The sequence below is a fragment of the Thermocoleostomius sinensis A174 genome (assembly GCF_026802175.1).
Classification (GTDB): Bacteria; Cyanobacteriota; Cyanobacteriia; order Elainellales; family Elainellaceae; genus Thermocoleostomius; species Thermocoleostomius sinensis.
Map to the genome: position 1 here is coordinate 2,883,051 of NZ_CP113797.1, position 20,913 is coordinate 2,903,963.

Genomic DNA, 20,913 nt, shown 5'->3' on the forward strand with positions numbered 1-20,913 from the left:
CTCAAATTGGTCTACCTGGCGATATTGTTTGTCGCTTATGAGCGATCGTGTAAATGTTAATTAGTTCCTGGTAGTTTCTCTCGACTGTGTATTTTGCCTCAAACTCGGCTCGCGCTGCTTGGCGCATGTGGGCCAAGGTTGCTGGATTCTCTAACAACCATTTCACCTGCTTGCTGAGATCATCCGGATCACCAGGGCAAAAATGTAACCCAGTGCGCCCGTTATCCACTAACTCTGCGATCGCTCCAATATTAGCGGCAATAACGGGGGTTCCTTTGGCAAAGGCTTCGACGGCAACCCGCCCAAAGGTTTCATACCATTTAGAGGGAAAGATCAGACAAGTTGCCTCGCCCATCAACCTATAAACCTCTGCCAGAGGTTTACGTCCCAACCATTCCACCTTTGGTAAGCGCTGTGTTGCTTCAATCACGCGATCGGACAGCGGTCCATCTCCGACAATCTTGAGCGGTATTCGATCGCCCAACAGGGTCCATGCGTCCAGTAATGTGTCTAGGCCCTTTTCGACCGAAAGCCGACCTACATACAGCGCATAGCCGCCGCTGCCCTGTCCTAAACCTGGATCAGGGTGAATAAAGTGAGGCTTAACGACAATTTTTTCAGCCGGCAATCCCCCTTCAATAAATTTCTGTCGAGCAAACTCCGTCAACGCTACATAAAGATCAACCGTTTTCGTCCAGGTTCGCATGAACCGATGTACGGTCAGCAATGTGGCTACACCAGCCGATGCCACCTTGTTCTCTCGATAGCAACCGTGCTGCACACCTGGATATGGAATAACTTTTCCCAAACAATCTTCACACACCTGCCCTCCCCGAAAAAACAAGGCATTGGGGCACAGCAGTCGATAATTATGCAGCGTTTGTACGATCGGCACGCCTTCCGCCTTAGCGGCATAGTAGATTGATGGAGAAATCAGCGGAAAGAAATTCTGTACATGCATGACATCAAAGGATGCGGCGGCTAATGTCCGCCGAACAGCTTGGTAGGCGTCCTGTGACCAAACGGTTTTAGCTGCCAGTTGAACTCTGCCGAAGTGAGCCAGGCGATCGTTGGTCTCTTCATAGACTTCAACCTTGTGTCCCCTTTCACGAAGCAGCGCTACTTCTGCTTCATAACATTCGTCTTCGCCGCCGCGAATTTTGTATTCATTGTGAACTGCAAGAACATGCATCGGTCTCTGCCTTTTTTGCTTTTAGGCTTGAATGATATGAATAGAACGGTGAATTAGAAAATGTATTGAATAAACTCGTCAGTGACTAATTGAGAGGAAAATTCTTGTTCCATGAATTGCCGACTGTTGCGTTTCATGGATTCAATTAGCGGTTTGTTTTGAACCAACTCACTTAATTGCTGTAAAAGCTCAGTTTGTGAATTAGAGATATAACCATTCACTCCATTTCGGATTACCTCCGGCGCACCAAGTGCATTCTTTGTCGTTAGAATTGCTAGCCCCGCACAAGCTGCTTCACCTAGGACGATCGGATAGGCATCACACTTTGTAGGTAACACGAAAATATCATGACTTTTGAATAGTTGGCGATGGGCAGATTGTCCAAAATTAATATCGGTCTTAATGTCAACTTTTGGATGATCGACCGCTAGCGTTTTAGTCACCAATGTTAAGTGTAAATTAGGATTATTTTGCTCTAGAAACCATTGCAGCAGCACATCTCCTCCCTTCCGGTACATGTCTCCACCGACAAAGAGAATTCGTATCTGTTGATCTTGGCGATCGGGGCTGGGTTCAAAAATATCCAAATCAAAAGAAAATGGTAATCTTCCCTTTCGAAGTTTATTTTTTGGAACGCTATAGTCTTTCGCAATTTCCTCTACCACAGCGTCTGTTAACCCGATGATGCTTTTCTGTTTATTTAAAACTTTTTTGTGTATCCAGGTTAGCCATGGTGGAGAAGGCAGAAAATTCCAAATAGGTTCATAAAGCTTTCGTGTCCAATCGGTGACAATAAAACTACTATTTGGTTTGACGACCGGATAGGCAAAGAGGGCAGGACTGATCCCCTGAAACAGAATTTTTCGACCTTCTGATTGAGCTTTTCGTACTTCTCTCCACAGTTCGTAGGACTTCAGAATCCGTCTTCGTAAAAGATCCTGACTTTTTGAATGTTGATCGCGCCGAATGAGGAAGCGATATACTTTTAGATCAATTTGTTTATCAAATACTTGAATCAATCGGGTTTCAAGGGTTGTACTGCCGAAATCAATTGGAAAGGTGACTAGAAGGAGTTTGTGATTCATAGAAGTTATTCATGATAGAAGGTACACACGGTATTTTTGAACTGATTGAGCGCATAGCCTTTTAATGAGCTATGTTTGAGACGGTATCGTGAATGCTGCAAACTCTCTTGAACCTGATCGGGCGGTTTTAGGATTGCACCAAGCTGGCATAAAGCTGAGACAATTCCTTGCCCCTAGCCTGCCAACTATGCTGTGCTTGAACCAGCATTTTTCCTGCTTGCCCCATATTCGATCGCAAATCCGAATCAGTTGCTAACTGCACCATTGCGGCGGCCATATCGGTGACGGCTTGTTCCGGAGACTGGGCCGCAACCTTAAAGCCAGTTTCTTTGGTGACTTGCACCCCCGGACCACCTAAGTTCAGGCAAATCACAGGGCGTCCAGCGGCCATTGCTTCTAAACAGACCCAACCGCCCGAATCGTGTAGACTGGGATGCACCAACACATGAGATTGGGATAGCTTTTCCAGGGTTTGTTCGCGGGGTAGCCTGCCCCAAAACGTTACCTGATGCGCAATGCCTAGCTCCTGGGCTAGTGCCTGAAGCCGATCGCGCTCTGGGCCTTCTCCACAAATCCAATATTCAGCATCAGGCAATTTTGCACCTGCAAAGGCGCGAATTCCCAAGTGGAATCCTTTCCAATGCAACAATCGTCCCATGCTAATAAATCGTATTGGAGCAGCCTCCGGCTGCTGACATTGCGACAAACGAGCCACTTCTTCAGCTGGTAGCCCAGATTCGGTGAAAATTTCTACCTCGTTAGCTCCCATTCGATAAAGCCGTTGCGCAGTGTCTTCGGTTGTGGCCCGAATGACGGTACTGCGTTTAACTGTCAGTCGCGTAAACGGATCAAGTTCTCCGATGCCACGGGTAAGTGCACGCGCCGTTTCATAGACCTTGGCACGTAGGCTAAAATCCTTCCAGAAGGTTTTGGGGGCTGTTTCTCCACCACCAACCGGGCCCCAAACCAACGGCACAGGCAACAATGATAAGAAGCAGGGAGTTGAATACTTCACAAAGGTGACGTGGTGAATTAAGTCAAAGCCAATTTCCCGGTGTAGCCGTTGCGCCACAAAATAGGCTTGAATTTGCCACAGATAGTAGTGAATTTGCATTGCGCCTGACTGCCCCAAGCGCATACTGTCTTGCCAGAAAGGTAAGGTGAAGTAAACAAAGTGAAGATTGGGGACAGGGTTTTGCGCTAGTTCGGCTTCGATCGCCCGCCTGCTTTCGTCGGGTCGGGTCAAAACCCAAACGTCATGGTATTTGGCTACCTCGCGGGCGACGTTCCAACCGACTCCAGGCTCAGAACCTCGACCCGGTTCACAAGAATAAGCAGAGATCAAAATTTTCATCGCTAGTGTACTCAGGTGAGAGAGGATTTGAAAGAACAAAAAGAACAAATAGTGGAACGCGATCGGCTGAAAATCGGAGTTGGATAACGTCACCAGTTCATATCTTGTTCATAACCAAGTTCAATTAGTACATCCCCAGCAACGCGCTTAAAGGCTTCTTTGTGTTGCGGATTAAACTTCGCTCTCCAACCGCCTCTGCGTCCCTGTCCTCCTTTGACAAAGGTATGAGATTCTGCTGGATTCATCATGTGTGACGAGAACCGCTTGTCAATTTGCTGTGGCGTTAAGTTCAACTCCAAAAAATTCGCAATTTTTTCAATCGTTTGCAGGCGAATTTCCTCGCTGCTTTCTCCCCGCTCACCAACCAAATCCTCAAATTTGACGGCTAGCGCTGTTGGCTCATAAATCCACCCCTTCCAGCGAGCAAAGTCCTGACCAATATCCGGTTGAGAGACATTGGAACCAAAAGGTGAACCCACAGGAACACCCAAAATAGAACTCATGAGATGATCATCAAAATCCTTTTGCTGTTTATAAACCTTGTGTAGGAAAATTCGTTCTTCCTTCATCACCCAGCGTGCGTGGGATACAGCAACATCGCGCAAATCCCGATAAATAAATAGGATCTTGGAATCGAACTCTTTGAGAATGTTAAGAATTACATTGCAATGCATTAAGTGCGATCGAACAATGGCATGATTAGGAGCAGAACCAATCTTCCAGCGAATATGAGCAGGGGTGTTCATAATTCCACACAGAGCTTGAACGGAAACGATATCATTCCATTTGACAAGCCCTGGCATAGAATAAAGAATCTGATAGAGTAAATGAGTGCCACTCTTTGGATAAGAATTGCAGATTACCAAGGATTTAGAAGAAGTTGGTTGACGCATCCTTTCTTTGAGGTATCTCGTCAAGAAAACGAGGTCTCGCATGTGCAGACGTGCAATGTCATATGCTTGATAACTCAACAGATTCGAGCCTCCTACTTCAGATGCAAACTAACAAGCTGTCCAATTGGGTTCTAATCTAATGGCCTTGTTCTAGAAGCGTTTCGTAGACTTCGGCAATTCGTTCTCCTGTTTTCCTCCAAGTAAATTGCTTTGCTCTTTCTATTCCTTTCTCCTTGAGACAATTACAACAGGACAAATCGGTTTGTAGTTGGTAAACCGCCTTAGCGATCGACTCCACATCGGTAGGGTGGACTAGATATCCGGCCTCGCCGACGACTTCGGGCAATGAGGTAACATTCGATGCAATTACCGGAGTGCCGCAAGCCATCGCTTCTAGCACGGTCAAACCAAACCCCTCCGAAAGAGACGGAGCCACCAGCACATCGGCTGCATTATATAACTGCACCAAAGCGCGATCGTCCGGTTCCCCCACATACGAAACACAGTCTTGAAGTTGATGAGCTTGAATAAACTGCTGTTGTTCGGTATTAAAGTCGGTGCCTGCCTTCCAAAAGTGAATAGGCAGTCCTCGACTTTTGAGCAGCGCCACAACCTCTAAAATCGTAGAAACATTTTTGCGAATGTGATTCGATCCCACATTCAATAGGCAGAAAGTGTCCGCTGCTATACCCTGCTGCTGGCGGAATGCCCTGATCTCGTCGGTTGGCAGCACCCGAAATTTCTCGTCTACTGCATTGGGAATCACCGTAATTCGCGATCGATCGAGACCTAACCATTGCACGACCTCATCAGCTGTATAGGACGAAACCGAAACAACATGACTGGCTTTGTGCATTCCCCAAATCGCGTATTTCCAAATGGACATACTGAGCCAGGGATACTGTGCTCGTCCCTTATACGTTTCTGGTTGGGTCAGGTTGATAATGTCATGACAGGTAACGATCGTCGGTTGCCTCTGTTTTTGCAGCCAATAGGCAAGATGTCCGTCGCTGTGGTCAATGATGTGAAACACATCCACTGGCTGCTGCATAAGTACCCGAGGAAAGTGCCAATAGCGCTCGTAGTATCGTTGTACCTGATTAACAAATTTAATGGTGCCAGTAAAGCGTTGAGGGGCTAGTTCCACAATTTCCCAATTGGGACGAGCCGCCTTCAATCCACTGACAATGCCATCGGCATAGACATCCATGCTGAATGATTCGGTTCGGGTTCGACGGATAATGGCAACACGCATGATTGATAAGCGGCTCGTAGCGGTAAAAGATAGATCACGATTGTAATTTAGACATTCGCAAAATCTGGGTTTGGTTCTGCAACCCTGTTCTTTGCATGACGAATGCGGTTGATCACCTGTAAGAAGGCATTCAACTCGGTGTTCAAATCTTGTCCAGCAAACACTTCTTGCGATCGTTCACTATAAAGACGGCGAGTTTCAGCATCGGTCAGTGACAAAATTGCCTGCACCAGTGCATCCACCTGCCCGTATGGATAAACCAGTCCGTTATAACGATGTTGCACCGTGTCGCTGTAGCCCCAATTGCCGCAGCGATCGCTGAGAATGGGAGGACATCCCACAGCCATTGCTTCTGAAACCACCAGTGGATGCGGATCAAACTGAGAAGTCGAAATAAAAGCATCCATAGCGGCATAGTAGAGTGGCAATTGGCTTTGATTGACAAATCCAATGTTCAACACCTCGCCATTGAGTTCTGCCAACCGTTGATCGATCGCCGCTTGCAACTCGCCGCCGCCAATCATGATCCCTCGTACTCGTGAATCAACTCGATGAGCTTTCGTGATTGCTTCAATGAACTCAAACGGATTTTTCCGAGCAATATACTTACCAACAAAACAATAAAGAATTGTGTCGTTGTTCCAGCTTAATTCTCGACGAATACGTTGAATCTCGTCCTGTCCCTGCGCAATCGTTTGTTCATAGCGCTCGCGATCGACAGGATAGCAGCCTCGCACCATTTTGGCATCTGAAACACCATAGTGTCGTAGGTAAATCGCATTGTGATCGCCGCTAGAAATCCAATGATCCGCCAAGCTGTACATCAGCGGATAGAGCGTTGCCAGTGCAATCTGGCGCGCTCGACTATAGTGGTCATCACTAATAATTGTGGCATCATTTTGCATAATAATTGGAATACCACGTAACTTACACAACAACACGGTCAGTCGATAGGAAAGCGTATAGAAACTGGGCAAAAACACCGCATCAAAATTTGTAGGTTTGAGGCGAGCAAATAACCCTGGGTGAAATAGATTTTTGCTGATTTTTGATGCCACCTGTCCTGTTATAGTTTTGAGATATTCGTACTCATACCCGCTAGTGAGATCCACATCCCAAGGTTGCGAACTACCTAGATGACGATCGCCGCTTGTCTGATTCTCATTACAAAGATAGAGGGCTGTCACTGATATACCAGGCTGTTGATTCAGCTTACGCCACAAAGGTGCATGATGCTGTGTCGGATGGGTGAATACAATGCCTAAACGAAACGTATTTGACATAGGAAGTCACTGTAATTTAGTCAAGGTTAATGATAAGTGTCCCCAAACATTCACCCTGTTGCGCTGCGAATTTGCAATCCATTTATTTGCTGGAATGATGCACTAAACTTGAGTATTTTGTACCTGTGGAATCAAAAATTCATCTCTTTATTTCTTGTGTGCTCTATTTAGTAGGTTTAATTGTTCCTACTGGTGTATTTCTATGGGGATCAGTAATTTGTATTAGTGGGAAAATATTTGCGTTGCCGTTCAGAATTTAGCACCTCCTGCCACCGTTCGAGCAATCGTTCGGCAATGCGCTCATGCGTATAAAGTTGATGCACTCTTTTAATGCCATAGTGCTCAAGTTGCTTGCGCCAATGAGGGTCACGGCTCATCCGCTCTAAGATTGCTGCAAGTGCCTCTGCGTTGCCCTCTGGAAATACCACATCCGATCGCCCAATCACATTTGGAATTTCACCTGAATTTGAACCAACCACTGGAACACCCATAGCCATGGCTTCAATCAGCACGTGACCAAATTGTTCTTTCCAGGTAGCGATCGTTCGAGATGGCAAAACTAATACATCAAACTGTCGCAAGATAGCAGGCACTTTGTCGTGGGAAACGGCCTTCTGCCAACTCACTCGATCATCCACTTGCTGCCGAACGGCTTCTTGTTTAAGGTCTGCTTCCGATGACCCCGATCCACACAGTGTCACATGACAGTCTATCCCTGATTGCGTCAACAACCGAACTGCTGCAAAGATAGTATCAATCCCTTTTTCTGGAACAAAGCGACCAAGAAAGCCAATCTGCAACCTATTTGACGTGGAGTTTGACGCGGAATTTGACGAACGGTCTTCCGGTTTTGAAGAACTGAATATTTTGGGATCAACACCCAACTGAGGAATCACTTCTAGTTCGCCAGTGTAACCCCATTGGCGCAACAACTGCGCTCCATCTTGATTACCAGGAAGCATCAACTGAACAGTATTCATGACAAATTGACGAATCCAACGACGCGGTCGAGACAATTGGCGATCGAGATTTTCCCAACCAAACAACGCTAGGGGTTTTCGTGCTAACCGACTCCAAATGGAAAATTCAAGGGCACAAAGTGAAAAAACTTCTTCTTCTACCTGAATCAAATCTGGCTGAAAGTCTTGAACAACCTGCCAAATTTTCCAAGGTGCATACACATGCGCTCCCCCTCGCCCTGAAAACAAAACTGGGGCTTGGTAGAGTTTGATATTGGGGTACGGATTTTCAACTTCAAACTGGCGATTCCACTCTAACGATTTCCAATTGCTGGGAACCAACAGACCGACTTCTACTTTTCCAGTATTAGCAATCGCGTTCAGCTTTCCCTGATTGACGCCTACCACATAGGTATGGCTGACAAATAAGACGCGTAAAGTCGATCGTTCCATGTTGGTTCCGCTCCATAGTTGCTTACGTAGATGTTGCCATGCGCTTCCTGCCCAATCTGCTCCACAACTTCGGTCGTTTCTGTGGCACAAACAGCCAGGTGATGCCAATTTCAGCAAGAGAGCGTGGTAGAATTCCAACTCCAACGAACCAGAGGCTGTACAGTAACCGCTTTTGCCAGTTGTAGTCGGAATATTGCCACAATGCCTTAATACCTAAATACATCAGCCGCAGCGGATGATCCGTCTGAACTGGATGATTGATGGGATCAAGCCGGAGAGAAGACAGCCGTGACCAGACGCGACCAAACGATCGCATATACAAATTGTCTGGCACTTGGTAGCCTAACTTCGTTCCCCATTCCTGAATTAGCTCACACCGCTGCAAGTCGTGGCGAATAAAGCGATGAAATCGACTGCTGGCAATACTGGTCATAGCCCATTGGTTGCTGTCATGCAAACGATACACTCCCAACGGTTCTTCTACTGCGACCACTTCACCAAATAAGGGAATCAAAACAGATAAGTAATCATCTGAGGTAGTGGCGTACTCTGCGGCAATCGGCATAACCTTTGACAGCGCTTCCCGACTGAGAGCATTCCCGCTTGTAGCAACACCGTTATAGCCACCTTGCTCTAGAACTGTTTTCCAAACCTCGCCATGTGCCAATGATTGAGTGATGGGCGGATAGGAAAACCCGCGGGGTTCACCCTTGGTATCGACTACATTGAGGCGATAATGTACTTTGGAAATTCCAGGTTTCCAAGCCGCCACAATGCGTTCGACTGCTTGAGGATATAAGTAATCATCAGAGTCTAAAAAAATAATGATTTCGCCTTGGCTTTTGATAAACCCACTATTAAACGCGGCTCCTTGTTTGCCATTGACTTCGTGGAATATGGGAATGATGCGATCGCCATAGGCGCTAATAATTTGCCGCGAATTATCTGTCGAACAATCATCGACTACAATTACCTCAATAGCTGTATAGGTTTGATTCAAGGCACTATCAATTGCCTCGGCAATGAAGCGATCGTAGTTATAGTTATTAATAATAATGCTAACTCGTGGCTCAAATGACATATTTGTGTCTCTTCTATCTCATTTAGGATGAAAGCAATTGCTCACAAATCCATCAGCAATCTCTTGATTGTTTTACCAGCGACAGACCAATTCAAACGAGTGCGATACTCATTAAATGCAGATAGTGCTAATGCTTGATAGCGATCGTAGTCAGTAAATACAGCAGTAATATATTGACAGTATTCGGAAATATCTGCGGCTGGAGCAAACAATCGACCATTAATATCGTTTTTGATGATGGTAGGCACTCCGCCAACGGCTGTCGCAACACAAGGCACTCCCATCGCATTTGCTTCACAAAACACAAGTCCATAACATTCGGCCCTTGTCGGAAGAATTAAAAAATGAGAGTCTGCTAGTAGGTGCGCAATTTTTTCTTTACCACCCTGAGTGGCTTTACTAATGAAGCCAAGTGGACGAACAAAATCAGGATAGGAATCACCCGAGTCCGGCTCACAGCCCACAATTGTTAGCTCTGTTTTAAGCCCTGATGCATTGAGTAATTCTGCAACCTTTAAGGCAATATCTCCTCCTTTTCGGGCCCAATCAACGCCCAAAAAAATTAGCTTACAGACGTGATTCGATCGAGCCTTAATAATTTCCTGAACTTCGCTCAACGATAAGCTATTTTCCAGATTTGCCCCAAACGGAACAACCTTCACCTTGTCTGGATCAGCATTATAGTGCTCAATGGCTGTTTGAGCCGCCCAATCTGATGCAAAAATCGCAAGGTTACTTTTTTGTAAGGCTAATTGTTCCATGCGATGCCAATCGCGAACAGTTTCTTGGCAAAGCTGGCTATAGTGTGGATAGGAGCGATTTAAACCAGCAAAGGTGGCATCTGCATAAAAAACAATCGGTTTTTGAGATTCAAGATAGGCGATCGGATTACTAGTAACGCTAAAGACAATATCCGATCGAACTTTTGCTAACTTCTGAGAAACTTCTTGAGCATAATCCTTCAGAATGATAGGTTCTGGATCTCGTAAATACCGCTTACCTGATAGTTCATGATAGTGGCGCTTTATCTTTCGTACAACTTTGTGGCTCCATCGATCTTGAAGCGGCCCAATGTAATCCAGCAAAATAGATTGCTCACTCAGAGAGCGTGCAATGTAGTACCCTGTTCCTGACCATTGGTGAACATCTTGAGCATTGTAGGTAGTGACGTAGGCGATTTTCATAATGTTTACTTGTTGGTAGTTGCAAGAAGTAAGTGCTTAATCACGACGCTAACGACTCCAGTTTCAACAGCAAATGCTCAAGTTTGTTTGAACGTATTGTCCAAACTTTTGAATTGAGAATAGGCTACTAAGCACAGAGCTTTGATAAACAACTTGACCGTTCTTAAATCAACATGCCAAGTAATTGCACGGGTTGCTAATTTCATTAATTCCGCGCTGTAGCTACGAAGATTTTTGCAATTGCCACGATAGTAAACTCGCGCATGGGTGGAATTAAAGTAGGAGAAGATCGGTTGTTTACCCTGTTGCTGCAACTTAGTATTCAAAAAATCATCAACAGAATGCAGAAATTCACGTTTGACCGGTTTTTTATGCTGATACCACCAGTTATTATTGCCATGCACCCGATACTGTGCGAAGACTTCGTTTGACGAATAAATATCTCCTAGCAAAGACGCCGCTTTGACTAAAAAGTCATCAGCACAAGTTTTAATTCCTTGGCAAGGCAAAGGAAAGATTTGGGCAGCAAGAGAACGGGTGAGCGCGAAACCGCTGGTTGGAGAGGCTAAATAAGGAATGTAGCGATACTTATTGGCGTGCTTCAACACTTCAGCCGCAGTGCTGATTTGCAGCAATGCTCCATCCAGTACGGCTTTTCGCTCCTTAGTTGCATCTAAATCCTTCCACTCGCAGGAGCCACGCAATGGATCAACGGCTGGATCAACGTCCAAACGCTTCCCGGTGTTGCCAATAATTTCTAGTGAATGAAAAATTAGAACATCCGGATTGTACGATCGGATCTGATTGAATAACCCAACCATCTGTTCAACTTTATTGGGTAGAAAAACATCATCTGCGTCGAGGAAGAACAGTATCTCTCCGTGGCTGCATTCAAACGCAGCATTAAAGGCAGAGGCTTGCCCGCCGTTTTCTTTCAGAACCGGAATAATTCGATCGCCGTAGCTCAAAATGACATCCCGTGAATTGTCTGTCGAACCATCATCCACTACAATCACCTCAACGTGAGGATAGGTTTGATTCAACGCACTCTCAATCGCTTGTGTTAGAAATCGATCGTAGTTGTAGTTGTCAATGAGGATGCTGACGAGTGGCAAACTGTCCATGCTAAAACCCCTAAATGGGTTAGTAAGTTGCAGATGTGATACCCTGCTACACTTTACTGACTGAGTCAATAGGTATCAGGATAGTCAAGCGAGATTCATAGGTAGATCGATATCGATCTACTGATTAGCTGTCTATTCAGTTGTAGAAATGAAACTTGACCCTGAGGAACGCACAAAAGATGACTGGGAGTAGCCGAGGAATCCATATCTGACTTCCCTTAAATCCACTCTGAACGGTCTTTCAAGTAGGACTCACCCTTTGGTGCTTCCCTTTGATGCTCCCAGTCGTCACCTGATCAGAACTCAAAACTTTCTCTCTGTGCGCTTAAAACTTTCTGAGTTGCCATGACTGTTGCTTGCCGAATTGCTTTGTGCAACTGGCGCTGATGGGGATGCATTTTGTGTAAACGGTAGAACTCTGATATTTTGGCTTTCAACGATCGATCGAGGGGCGTTGGCAATCGATCGCGAAGCGATTCAAGAATAATCCTAGAGTACGTAGCACCTTTGACCAAACGCGAGAGATACTCTTTGGTTAGTCGGTTTTTAGGTATGAGGTGCGTGAGTTTGAGCGCTGCAAACAACCCTGTACACAAGCCAAGATCACATGCGGTATAGGCCATATCAATGTCTTCACAAGCAAGCGGGATGTCTCCTCTACCTGACGATGCTCCTCTCCGACCTAATTTTGACCGCACCGGATGATGTTTAGCATTCTCAGCATAACGCTCTGCTACAACCTTGCGAATACAAACTCCGGCCCCGTAAGGTGTTGTGTCTAATTGGTTCAATAGATTTGACCACTGATCTCGTTCCACTTCGCGAAGGGCCAGATACCCCCAGTATGGCTTAGTCCATTCAGGCGGAGGAACCTCAAATTCAGGTAGAATTTGTCCTCCCCAAGCTCCAATAAAAGGATAGTCTTTGCTGATTTGTAGAGCCACTTCAAGATAGCTTGGATCTAAAACATTATCATCATCAACAAAAACCAGTGTTTCCGCGCTTGCTTCAGCAATCCCACGCAACCTTGCAGGAGTGAGACCGAGTTCGTCTTCTCGAACTTGACGGGAATGAGGATGCCAGCTTAAGTCAATTTCTGAATCCAGTGGTTTGTTGCTTGCATTGTCAATCAGCAGCAACTCCCAGCAGTCTTTTGGTAATGTTTGAACACGGAGCGAACTCAAAACTTTCTCAAGATAATCCCGGCGAGGATTATGAGTGCAAATAATGACTGATAAATGTTGACTCATGGTTCTCTCCAAACTTGAGTTCTATTAATTAGATGCGCTGACTTTTTGCTTGCTTAAGCTATTTTTGGACTAGTTGTCTTTGGACTAGTTTAGATACAGCTTTGCAAATTTCTCTAGCACTCTTAATGAACACGAGAACAGGTCACACTTTGTCAATCTCCAGCACTTTTTTCTTGGGAACAAGTTACATATCAATAGACACTTTACACAGATAAAAGTTCCTCGATCGTCTGTTATTTTACGTTTTTATGATTTCATAAAGGCGTTTATAGGCTAAATGACCTAATTCAATTTGTTGTTGTGCAGCGCCTAACAATTGAGGCCTGATCTGTGCAGATAATTGCCATGCTTTTTCCATGCTAGTAAGCAGTTTTTCACTGATATTTTTATCATTCAAAAGTAGAACCTCACAGCCTACACCAAACTGATCAGCCAAGCCCAAAAACTTATCGATGTAGTATTGTGACTTGGCGAGACACACAACGGGTATGCCTTGTGAGAGGGCAAATACACCCGCATGATAGCTTCCAGTTACAACCACGCGACACCGCCCTACTTGGGCAATCACTTTAGATGGAGTGTCAAGCTGTTCGCCACCATCGGACGTGTCATCATAACCCATCAGCAGTTGCCGAATTGACGCACTATCTGTTTCCATAAACCCTTGATAGAAACCGTGGGCGATCGGAATTGGAATCAGCGGCACTTGCTCTTGTTTTGCAAACGTGTGCAAGGTTGATTTAATTACATGAAGCAAATGGGTATTGATTCCTGAATAGGCCGCCATTCTAAGATTAATTCCAAGCCCTTCTCCCAGTTCCGGCTGATGGGCTGAATAGGCTAATTCGATGGCATCATCACCTGTGACAATCACTTTCTCTTGGGGAACCTGAAAAGATTGGAGAAATGGCATTCCTACTCGTTTTTCTCTCAAGCTAAACAAGTTTACAGACGAGAGCGTCGATCGAGCCGTCGCCACTAATTGGTGATCTTTAAGGGGGCCAAAGCCTTGTCCGAACATGGCAGTGGGTTTGCCTAGCTTGGTAGCAAGCTTGAGAGTTTTTAGAGCAAAGTTGGTATGATCCTTAAACTCATCTGTAATGTATCCTCCTCCCGATGCCACCACCAAGTCCGCATTCGCAATCGCCTCTAGAAACGCATCGACCTCGTTCAGCCTAGCTGGATTTCTACGCAGTTTGAACTTAAGGTAGGAGCGCGATAATGAGGGAAAGTGGCTCCAAAGTTGATTTTCTAGAGCCAGCCACTTTTCAGCCATCCATGGGTTAGATAGCGATCGGTACACATGATGAACAAGTGGAGAAAAGCGTATATTACGACCGATGGGTGCTAAGGATTGTGCAACGGAAATATGCTCATTTAGCATATCCGGAACTGTTGTAAAGGTATAGATCTGTGCACCTGGAAAGAGACGATTTAGCCTTGCAACTAGAACTTGTAGCATTGCTAAATCGCCTATGTTTTTTACCTCATAGCCGCCATGCTCTACAAAAATTCTCATGGTGAATTGATGGGTTGAAACTACAAAATCACTGCGCTCAAGGTTGGGCTAGTTCTCATTAGCCAACTGTGTTCTAGCCGAGTAGTTTCAAGCAGAATGCTGGATGTAGATTAACCGAATTATCGCTTCTTATTAGCTTGCTTCATGCTGCATTTGATGATATTTCCACAGCTTGCCACGTAGGGAAAGAAGTTCTTGATAGGTTCCCTGTTCCACAATTCGTCCTTGCTCCATCACCACAATTTGATCGGCTCGCATGATGGTGGAGAGACGGTGTGCAATGGCAATCACGGTACGTCCAACCGATAACTCCTCCAGGGATTTTTGAATCAATCGCTCGGAGACGGAATCCAGCGCACTAGTGGCTTCATCGAGGATCAAAATTTCGGGATTTCTCAACAGGGCCCGAGCAATGGCAATGCGCTGTCGTTGTCCACCGGATAGCCGTACCCCCCGATCGCCTAGGACAGTCTCTAAGCCTTCAGGAAGCTTCTGAATGAACTCTAATGCATTGGCCAATCGAGCCGCTTCTAGCACCTGTGCTTCGCTGATGTTGTTAAGACCGTAGGCAATATTATTATGAACGGTGGCATTAAAAATGAATGTGTCTTGACTCACGGTTGCCATGCGGTGGCGAACAGACGTGATATCAAATTCTCGTAAATCAACACCGTCAAACAAAATGCGACCGCGAGTGGGGTCATAGAAGCGAATAATGAGATCGGCTAATGTGGATTTACCGGCACCGGATGCCCCGACTAACGCAACGGTTTTTCCTCTGGGAATGGTGAGTGAAACATCTCGCAACACTAGACTATCCGAGTCGTAGCCAAAATCCACTCCAACAAATTCAATTCCTTTCCGTAGCCCTTGAAACTGAGCTTTACCATTGCGCAAATAGGGTTTGTTGTCGGTGCTTAAGAACGCTTCAATGTTTTGAATTGAGCCTTGTAATCTGCTTAGTCCTGCGAATCGTCCGCTGACTTCTTGAATGGCGGGTGCGGCTCGAATAATGACGAAGATGAAGGTTAGCAGGGACGCGATCGTCAAAGTACCGTTGCTGACAAATACACTGATCCCGATGACTAAAATACCGATCAACACAATGCTGGCGGCCGCCTCAGCGATCGGTCGAACCACCGCATAGCGCACGGTTGCAATTTCAGAGGTGGTTGCGACCTTGTCACTGGCTTTGTAGAAGCGCTTTCGCTCGAACTCTTGAGTAGCAAAGGCATGAACGGTACGGATGCCGTTGATGAATTCCGCCGCCGTGGCTGTTAAATTTCCTCTCGCTCTGGCTTCGGGAAAACTGGATTCACGCACCCACCTGTTCAGTGTGGAAAGCCCGACGGCAGTCAGCCCAAACAGGGCGGTAGCTAACAACGTGAGTTGCCAGGAAATGCCAAAAGCAAGTACACCATAGGCAATAATCACCATCGACTTCACAAAAATATTCGCGAAGGTCGATACGGCTTCTTGCAGTTGACCCACTTCCGAGGTCAAGGTGTTTAAGAGTTCCCCAGCTTTGGTCTGTCCATAGAAGCGTAAGCTGAGGGCTTGCAACTGCTCGAACACCTGTTTGTATAGGTTGTTGATTAATTTAATGCGCCCAAATTCTGCATAGATGGTGCTGAGATAGCCAAAGATAACGCGCAGCAGGGTAGACAGCAAAATGAGACCTGAAATGCGATAAAGCCGATCGAGGGGTGCTGCATTGATGCCTAAAAGCCAAACATCGATCCATTCAATGCCAGTTTGTAACGGTTCTGAGTTCGGTTCTACAAGGTTTTGCAGAAACGTGAGCAAGAAACTGATACCAAATCCTTCAAAAGCGGCTGTTAAAAAGGAAAAAATAATTACTAGTACAATTAAGCGCGGAAATTTTTTAATTTCCTGCAACATTAACTTGTTTTCTTGCCAGAAGTTTGTCGCTTTGATGAACTGACGCAAAAAGGAAGGAAGTTGGTATGCCATAGAATTTGTCTGCTGGACGGTTCTGTAAAATGGCTGGCGTCGAAAGTACCAGAAGATGTGCGAAATTGCTTGAGTGAAACTAGATTAAGAGCGATCGCGAACAGAGAAGCAAAACGGCTTCGTAACTTTATTGCCGTTGATTCAGAGTTGATCCAGAGCTTTCTTCAATCAAGACATCTTGGCAATCCACGGTTAAGGTTTGCTTCTGCAACAACGTTTCATCTACTGTGACGTTCACACTCAATCTTCTGTAACATTCGGTTGGATCAGGAAATTTCACAATTCCTACCTCTTAGTTCATTGAAATTTGATAGATTCTGTTGCGCAATTAACTGTTTTGAGCAAGGCAACATGGTGCCTGAAATTCGCTATAGGACAGCTAGACAGAGGCTAACTAACTTCAAAATCGATCGGGAGCAGTCCGTACATCCTAAATTACAAAGACTTGATGAACACCGCCTCAGATCACAAGTAGAATTTCGGATTTGAGCATACTATAACTTGAACAAAAATCAGTGTTTCTACCGAGGCCATAACCATGACTTCACTCTCAATCCCGTCCATCTTGAGCTAAATCCGCTTTACCCTAAGATCTAATCCAACGTTGTGCAGGCCTTTTCATCAAGTTCCTAGTGCTGTCACGTGGTTCTTGCCAAGGCGTTGCATCTACTGTTGAGTTGTTTTAACGAAGCCTTCACACTCATTTGAGAGATCTTTGAGAGATCCTGCTTTCAATCATGACTATTGCTCTTACTCTAGGCGTTGTCGTTTTGGCCTTGGTTTGCTTTGTTGGCGAATGGTTGCCTGTTGATATCACTGCCATTGGCATTATGCTGCTGTTGATGCTTTTGGGATTAGTCACTCCAGAAGAAGGCATCTCCGGGTTCAGTAACTCTGCCACGATCACTGTCATGGCAATGTTTATTCTCAGTGCTGGAATTGCCCGCACAGGAGTAATTCAGATAATCAGCAATTTGTTGATGCAGTGGGGAGGCAAAAATTCAACCCAGCAAATTCTTTCCCTAGGCGCGATCGTGGGGCCTATTAGTGCGTTCATCAACAACACAGCCGTTGTGGCCGTGTTTATGCCGATCGTCGAAGATTGGTGTCGCAAACAAAGCATTTCGACTTCCAAGCTGATGATTCCGCTGTCCTATGCTGCCATTTTGGGCGGTGTTGTCACCACTATCGGTACTTCTACCAACGTCTTAGCCAGTGGCATTTCCAATCAGCTTGGCTATGGGGAATTTAGTTTGTTTGAGTTTACAGCGATCGGATTAATTACTTTTCTGGTAGGAACTGGGTATTTGGCCCTGGCATCCCCGCGTCTGTTGCCCGATCGAAGACCCCCCAACAGCGACAACATGGATCAGTCTTATGATTTGAAGGACTACGTTAGCGAGGTGGTGATTACACCCGGATCGAGCTTGATCGGTAAAACGCTCCGTTCTAGCCAGCTTCAGCGTAAATTTGACATTGACGTACTAGAACTCATTCAGAACGACATTCACTTTCCACAACCGCTAGCCAACAAAGTGCTTTCGGCAGGGGATGTGTTGTTAGTGCGAGCGAATCGCGAAGATCTGCTCAAAATCAAGAATGAAAAAGAAATTGATATCCTGCCAGAAATTCTATTCAAAGATCTAGAAGCAAGCCTTAGCTCTGGGGAAGAAACAGTAGCAGAAGTCTTGGTATTGTCCAACTCCAGTTTGATTGGCTCTACCCTGAAAGACAGCCGCTTCCGACAGCGCTACAACGCAACGGTGTTGGCTATTCGTCGAGGAGAAGAACTGATTCGTGAACGATTGGGAAAGGTTCCCCTGCGGTTTGGGGATGTGCTGCTGGTGCAAGGCCCCAGAGAAAGTTTTCTTGGTTTGCAAACCAGCCGTGATGTGTTAGTCATCGAGCAGCTTGATCTCGAAATTCTGCGCCGTGACAAAGCTTGGATTGCCCTTGCAATTCTCTTAGGAGTGATTGTGGTTGCCGCACTGGATTGGCTTCCTATTCTTGTGACTTCGCTGGTTGGTGTTTTTCTGATGGTGGTGACAGGGTGCTTAAAACCCGGTGAACTGTATACCGCTGTGCGGTGGGACATTATTTTCTTGCTGGCTTGTTTGATTCCGCTAGGTTTGGCGATGGACAAATCAGGTGCAACCGAATGGCTAGCCGACAGCTTGATTGCAGCGGGTGGTGGGCTATCTGGCTACTGGCTTCTCGTGTTTTTCTATCTGATTACGTCGCTGCTCACAGAAATTCTTTCTAACAATGCCACTGTGGTGCTACTGCTGCCAGTGGCGGCCCAGGTGGCGGAAAAGCTGAGTCTGAATCCGTTTGCCTTCATGTTTGCCGTTGTGCTGGCGGCATCTAGCAGTTTTATTACGCCGATCGGCTATCAAACTAACACGATGGTATACGGGCCTGGTGGCTATCGCTTTCTCGATTTTGTGCGCATCGGATTACCGTTAAATATGCTGTTGGTGGTCGTCATTCCGCCCCTGATCATGGCAATCTATGGGTTGCAACCTCAGTGAAGATATTTCAGTGACCATAAATTGATAGCGCTGAGGTAAAAGCCGTGGGGCGGGTGTCTTATCTGTAATTACAGAAGATACCTGCCCTATATTCAACAGTATGGCTTGATTGACTCACCGCTCTAAACCTAACAGCCTACGTTCAACCAGTATCAGCTTGCTAGATATATTGAAGCACGTCTTGCGTTTCGTACCGCACCTTTGGTCTTGCCGCTGCCCGATCGTCCTCGGCGCGGTAGCCAGCCGGACACAGCACCACTGACGTATAGCCCTGCTCAGCAAATCCTAAAATTTCATCATATTTTGCCGGAATGAATCCTTCCATCGGGCAGGTATCAATTCCCAGCATAGCCGCACAGGTCATAAACTGTCCTAATGCAATGTAGGCTTGGCGCTTCGACCATTCGTTCACATCTAGTGGAAAGGGTGGTTCGGACAGAAACCCCTTGATCATGTTAGAAAGCCCTTCTAGAGCATCGATCGACGTTTGTTGTACTTCGGCCATGCGGGCAATATAGCGATCGACATCGGCTGTATTCACATCTTTTTTGATCGTAAATACAACCAAGTGGGATGCATCAACGACTTGCGTTTGCCCCCAAGCTGGCTCCACAAGCTGCTGACGCAGGTTCGGATTTGTCACAACAAAAAACTTCCAGGGTTGAAGTCCAAATGACGACGGAGCTAGCACCAAACTTTGCTCTAGGGTTTGCCAAACATCGTCAGGAATTTTGCGAGTCGAATCAAATTTCTTGGTGGCATAGCGCCAGTGTAGTTGTTGAAGGACTTCCGTAGGATTTGCGATCGAAGATTGCATAGGTGGTATCTCCATAATTGTGAACTGCCGGGTATGAGCCTAACATTAAGTAATATAAACAGTCTTGTCTCATCTTGTTTAGCCGAGCACAAGCTGACAAAAGCTGAGTACTAAACTAAGATTTGTCTGATAGAACCAACCTGTTTTGCTTGCCAAACGATCGCCAAAACCACTACGGCTCCGGGCGGCGTTGTGTTTGAAAATGAGTACTGGCTGGCCGATCATTGCATTGGCGCGTTCGGTGTAGGCTCGATCGTTCTTAAAACGAAGGCGCATCGAGAGAATGTATGGGAATTAACGCCGAAAGAATCACACTCACTAAGGATATAAAGCACTAATGCGAGTAGTTCTTCAACGAGTGTCCTCATCGCAAGTAGTAGTGAATGGGCAGATAATTGGCAAAATTGGGCGCGGTCTAAATCTGCTAGTGGGCATTGCCGAGACGGATACCGATGCTGAACTGGAATGGATGGCAAAAAAATGTCTGGAACTGCGGCTATTTCCGGGTGAAGAGGGCGATCGGTTCGATCGATCCGTGCAAGAGATCCAGGGCGAGCTACTTGTGATCAGTCAGTTCACACTCTATGGCGATTGTCGTAAAGGGCGGCGACCTTCATTTGATCGAGCGGCCGCTCCTGATATTGCCCAGAAGTATTACGAGAGATTCGTAGAAAAACTGCGCCAAAGCGGACTCACAGTCAAAACAGGTCAGTTTGGTGCCATGATGGAAGTTTCGATCGAGAATCAAGGCCCAGTCACAATCTGGCTGGAGCGAGATGCCATGTAATGACTGGGTAAAGTACACCGCACCTATAAGTTTTTCAAATTCAACTTAATATTTTATTGTTGACGACTTATAAAAATGCCTGCTAATGTTAAGAAACATTTCGTTTGCCGGTTCTGCTTATCGTTAGCTATGACACACTGCACCGCTTCTCATTGGAAGCGCTCCCTGTTGA

The 20,913-nt window shown here is 45.9% G+C and carries 18 protein-coding genes; 2 read left to right on the forward strand and 16 right to left on the reverse strand.

Going from position 1 to position 20,913, the window contains the following annotated elements; all coding sequences use genetic code 11:
• Nucleotide 1 precedes the first annotated feature (1 nt).
• The 14 genes from OXH18_RS12425 to OXH18_RS12490 all read right to left on the reverse strand — a co-directional run bounded on the left by OXH18_RS12425 (nt 2) and on the right by OXH18_RS12490 (nt 16,886).
• The gene (locus OXH18_RS12425) at nt 2-1,192 is read right to left on the reverse strand and encodes a glycosyltransferase family 4 protein (protein WP_268613095.1); all 1,191 of its coding nucleotides are present in this window, start codon (nt 1,190-1,192) and stop codon (nt 2-4) included.
• 53 nt (nt 1,193-1,245) lie between these two features.
• Entirely contained in the window at nt 1,246-2,211 is a 966-nt protein-coding gene (locus tag OXH18_RS12430) for a glycosyltransferase family 4 protein (RefSeq protein WP_268613096.1), read from the reverse strand.
• Between the two features lie 193 nt (nt 2,212-2,404).
• A complete protein-coding gene (locus OXH18_RS12435; RefSeq protein ID WP_315874716.1) occupies nt 2,405-3,631 on the reverse strand; it encodes a glycosyltransferase family 4 protein in 1,227 nt (408 codons plus the stop codon).
• Between the two features lie 89 nt (nt 3,632-3,720).
• Nucleotides 3,721-4,434, reverse strand: a complete 714-nt coding sequence (locus OXH18_RS12440; RefSeq protein ID WP_268613098.1) for a sulfotransferase domain-containing protein — start codon at nt 4,432-4,434, stop codon at nt 3,721-3,723.
• A gap of 226 nt (nt 4,435-4,660) precedes the next feature.
• On the reverse strand, nt 4,661-5,779 hold the full coding sequence (locus OXH18_RS12445) for a glycosyltransferase family 4 protein (RefSeq protein ID WP_268613099.1): 1,119 nt from the start codon (nt 5,777-5,779) through the stop codon (nt 4,661-4,663).
• A gap of 47 nt (nt 5,780-5,826) precedes the next feature.
• Nucleotides 5,827-7,062: a glycosyltransferase family 4 protein gene (locus OXH18_RS12450; RefSeq protein WP_268613100.1), complete on the reverse strand. Its 1,236-nt coding sequence runs from the start codon at nt 7,060-7,062 to the stop codon at nt 5,827-5,829.
• A gap of 209 nt (nt 7,063-7,271) precedes the next feature.
• The gene (locus tag OXH18_RS12455) at nt 7,272-8,474 is read right to left on the reverse strand and encodes a glycosyltransferase (RefSeq protein ID WP_268613101.1); all 1,203 of its coding nucleotides are present in this window, start codon (nt 8,472-8,474) and stop codon (nt 7,272-7,274) included.
• A 22-nt stretch (nt 8,475-8,496) separates the two neighbouring features.
• Nucleotides 8,497-9,555, reverse strand: a complete 1,059-nt coding sequence (locus OXH18_RS12460) for a glycosyltransferase family 2 protein (protein ID WP_268613102.1) — start codon at nt 9,553-9,555, stop codon at nt 8,497-8,499.
• Between the two features lie 41 nt (nt 9,556-9,596).
• On the reverse strand, nt 9,597-10,739 hold the full coding sequence (locus tag OXH18_RS12465) for a glycosyltransferase family 4 protein (RefSeq protein ID WP_268613103.1): 1,143 nt from the start codon (nt 10,737-10,739) through the stop codon (nt 9,597-9,599).
• 77 nt (nt 10,740-10,816) lie between these two features.
• Nucleotides 10,817-11,863, reverse strand: a complete 1,047-nt coding sequence (locus OXH18_RS12470; protein ID WP_268613104.1) for a glycosyltransferase family 2 protein — start codon at nt 11,861-11,863, stop codon at nt 10,817-10,819.
• Between the two features lie 296 nt (nt 11,864-12,159).
• Complete coding sequence (locus OXH18_RS12475; RefSeq protein ID WP_268613105.1) at nt 12,160-13,113, reverse strand: glycosyltransferase; 954 nt, start codon at nt 13,111-13,113, stop codon at nt 12,160-12,162.
• A 238-nt stretch (nt 13,114-13,351) separates the two neighbouring features.
• Nucleotides 13,352-14,632, reverse strand: a complete 1,281-nt coding sequence (locus OXH18_RS12480) for a polysaccharide pyruvyl transferase family protein (protein ID WP_268613106.1) — start codon at nt 14,630-14,632, stop codon at nt 13,352-13,354.
• 132 nt (nt 14,633-14,764) lie between these two features.
• Nucleotides 14,765-16,606, reverse strand: a complete 1,842-nt coding sequence (gene hepA / locus OXH18_RS12485; RefSeq protein WP_268613107.1) for a heterocyst formation ABC transporter subunit HepA — start codon at nt 16,604-16,606, stop codon at nt 14,765-14,767.
• A 127-nt stretch (nt 16,607-16,733) separates the two neighbouring features.
• Nucleotides 16,734-16,886 (reverse strand): hypothetical protein, encoded by a 153-nt coding sequence (locus OXH18_RS12490; protein ID WP_268613108.1) that lies wholly within the window; start codon nt 16,884-16,886, stop codon nt 16,734-16,736.
• 457 nt (nt 16,887-17,343) lie between these two features.
• Between OXH18_RS12490 and OXH18_RS12495 the strand changes: the two genes are divergently transcribed.
• Nucleotides 17,344-19,137 carry an SLC13 family permease gene (locus OXH18_RS12495; RefSeq protein WP_268613109.1) on the forward strand — a complete coding sequence of 598 codons (1,794 nt, stop codon included), beginning with the start codon at nt 17,344-17,346 and terminating at the stop codon, nt 19,135-19,137.
• 160 nt (nt 19,138-19,297) lie between these two features.
• Here OXH18_RS12495 and OXH18_RS12500 read toward each other — a convergent pair whose 3' ends face one another.
• A complete protein-coding gene (locus OXH18_RS12500; RefSeq protein WP_268613110.1) occupies nt 19,298-19,954 on the reverse strand; it encodes an NAD(P)H-dependent oxidoreductase in 657 nt (218 codons plus the stop codon).
• Between the two features lie 78 nt (nt 19,955-20,032).
• Nucleotides 20,033-20,230: a hypothetical protein gene (locus OXH18_RS12505; RefSeq protein ID WP_268613111.1), complete on the reverse strand. Its 198-nt coding sequence runs from the start codon at nt 20,228-20,230 to the stop codon at nt 20,033-20,035.
• A 61-nt stretch (nt 20,231-20,291) separates the two neighbouring features.
• Between OXH18_RS12505 and dtd the strand changes: the two genes are divergently transcribed.
• Entirely contained in the window at nt 20,292-20,741 is a 450-nt protein-coding gene (dtd, locus tag OXH18_RS12510) for a D-aminoacyl-tRNA deacylase (RefSeq protein WP_268613112.1), read from the forward strand.
• The last annotated feature ends 172 nt before the right edge of the window (nt 20,742-20,913 follow it).

What these genes read in the sequence shown, in the direction of transcription:
- OXH18_RS12425 (WP_268613095.1), bottom strand. Translation starts at nt 1,192, where the DNA reads ATGCATGTTCTTGCAGTTCACAATGAATACAAAATTCGCGGCGGCGAA.
- OXH18_RS12435 (WP_315874716.1), bottom strand. Translation starts at nt 3,631, where the DNA reads ATGAAAATTTTGATCTCTGCTTATTCTTGTGAACCGGGTCGAGGTTCT.
- OXH18_RS12440 (WP_268613098.1), bottom strand. Translation starts at nt 4,434, where the DNA reads ATGCCAGGGCTTGTCAAATGGAATGATATCGTTTCCGTTCAAGCTCTG.
- OXH18_RS12445 (WP_268613099.1), bottom strand. Translation starts at nt 5,779, where the DNA reads ATGCGTGTTGCCATTATCCGTCGAACCCGAACCGAATCATTCAGCATG.
- OXH18_RS12450 (WP_268613100.1), bottom strand. Translation starts at nt 7,062, where the DNA reads ATGTCAAATACGTTTCGTTTAGGCATTGTATTCACCCATCCGACACAG.
- OXH18_RS12455 (WP_268613101.1), bottom strand. Translation starts at nt 8,474, where the DNA reads ATGGAACGATCGACTTTACGCGTCTTATTTGTCAGCCATACCTATGTG.
- OXH18_RS12460 (WP_268613102.1), bottom strand. Translation starts at nt 9,555, where the DNA reads ATGTCATTTGAGCCACGAGTTAGCATTATTATTAATAACTATAACTAC.
- OXH18_RS12465 (WP_268613103.1), bottom strand. Translation starts at nt 10,739, where the DNA reads ATGAAAATCGCCTACGTCACTACCTACAATGCTCAAGATGTTCACCAA.
- OXH18_RS12470 (WP_268613104.1), bottom strand. Translation starts at nt 11,863, where the DNA reads ATGGACAGTTTGCCACTCGTCAGCATCCTCATTGACAACTACAACTAC.
- OXH18_RS12475 (WP_268613105.1), bottom strand. Translation starts at nt 13,113, where the DNA reads ATGAGTCAACATTTATCAGTCATTATTTGCACTCATAATCCTCGCCGG.
- OXH18_RS12480 (WP_268613106.1), bottom strand. Translation starts at nt 14,632, where the DNA reads ATGAGAATTTTTGTAGAGCATGGCGGCTATGAGGTAAAAAACATAGGC.
- hepA (WP_268613107.1), bottom strand. Translation starts at nt 16,606, where the DNA reads ATGGCATACCAACTTCCTTCCTTTTTGCGTCAGTTCATCAAAGCGACA.
- OXH18_RS12495 (WP_268613109.1), top strand. Translation starts at nt 17,344, where the DNA reads ATGACTATTGCTCTTACTCTAGGCGTTGTCGTTTTGGCCTTGGTTTGC.
- OXH18_RS12500 (WP_268613110.1), bottom strand. Translation starts at nt 19,954, where the DNA reads ATGCAATCTTCGATCGCAAATCCTACGGAAGTCCTTCAACAACTACAC.
- OXH18_RS12505 (WP_268613111.1), bottom strand. Translation starts at nt 20,230, where the DNA reads ATGCGCCTTCGTTTTAAGAACGATCGAGCCTACACCGAACGCGCCAAT.
- dtd (WP_268613112.1), top strand. Translation starts at nt 20,292, where the DNA reads ATGCGAGTAGTTCTTCAACGAGTGTCCTCATCGCAAGTAGTAGTGAAT.